The organism is Streptomyces niphimycinicus (assembly GCF_018883605.1).
In the GTDB taxonomy this organism is placed as follows: domain Bacteria; phylum Actinomycetota; class Actinomycetes; order Streptomycetales; family Streptomycetaceae; genus Streptomyces; species Streptomyces niphimycinicus.
Map to the genome: position 1 here is coordinate 1 of NZ_JAHLEM010001066.1, position 880 is coordinate 880.

Annotated in this window: 1 protein-coding gene; it reads left to right on the forward strand. The window is 70.6% G+C overall.

Annotated features, from left to right (window positions below; all coding sequences use genetic code 11):
* Positions 1 to 880, forward strand: an 880-nt coding sequence (locus KN815_RS47540) for an SDR family NAD(P)-dependent oxidoreductase (protein ID WP_216347981.1), incomplete at both ends; no start/stop codon positions are given.

An 880-nucleotide genomic window follows, 5' to 3' on the forward strand; every position in this document is an offset into this window, starting at 1 on the left:
GAGCATCTGGTGCGTACGTGGCAGGTCAAGCAACTGGTCCTGGTCAGCCGCCGTGGCTCGGACGCGCCCGGCGCACCCGAGTTGGCCGAGCGGCTGAGCGACCTGGGTGCGCAGGTACGGATCGCCGCGGTGGATGTCACGGACGGCGACGCGGTCGCCGACGCGGTGGCCGGTATCGACCCGGCGCACCCGCTGACCGGTGTCATTCATGCGGCGGGCCTGCTGGATGACGCGGTGATCACCTCACAGAGCCGGGAACAGGTGGCACGGGTGTGGGCGGCGAAGGCCGCGGCGGCCGCCCATCTGCACACCGCCACGGCGAACCTTCCGCTCCGCATGTTCGTGATGTTCTCCTCGGCCGCCGGAGTCGTGGGCAACGCGGGTCAGGCCGGATACGCGGCGGCGAACGCGTTTGTCGATGCCCTGGTTACCCATCGGCGGGCGCTGGGACTGCCCGGGCTTTCGCTGGCATGGGGGCTGTGGGCCCAGGCCAGCGAGATGACCGGGCATATGGGCCGGGCGGACCTGACGCGGCTGCGCGGAATGAGGCCATTGTCTTCCGAGCGCGGGCTGACCCTGCTGGACGCCGCATGCCGGAACGCGAGCCCGCTGATGGTGGCCGTGGACTTCGATCCGGCCGGGGCGGCCGGTGAGGAACTTCCGGCGGTGTTGCGGGGGTTGGTGGCCGGTCGCACCCGGCGGCGGATCGCCGAGGGTGGCCCTTCGGCCTCGGGGTTGGCGGGGCGGTTGGTGGGGTTGGGGGCTGGTGCTCGGTTGGATGTGGTGGTTGAGGTGGTGCGGGGTGGTGTGGCGGTGGTGTTGGGGTTTGGTTCTGGCAGTGAGGTGCGGGTGGATGCTGCGTTCAAGGAGTTGGGTTTTG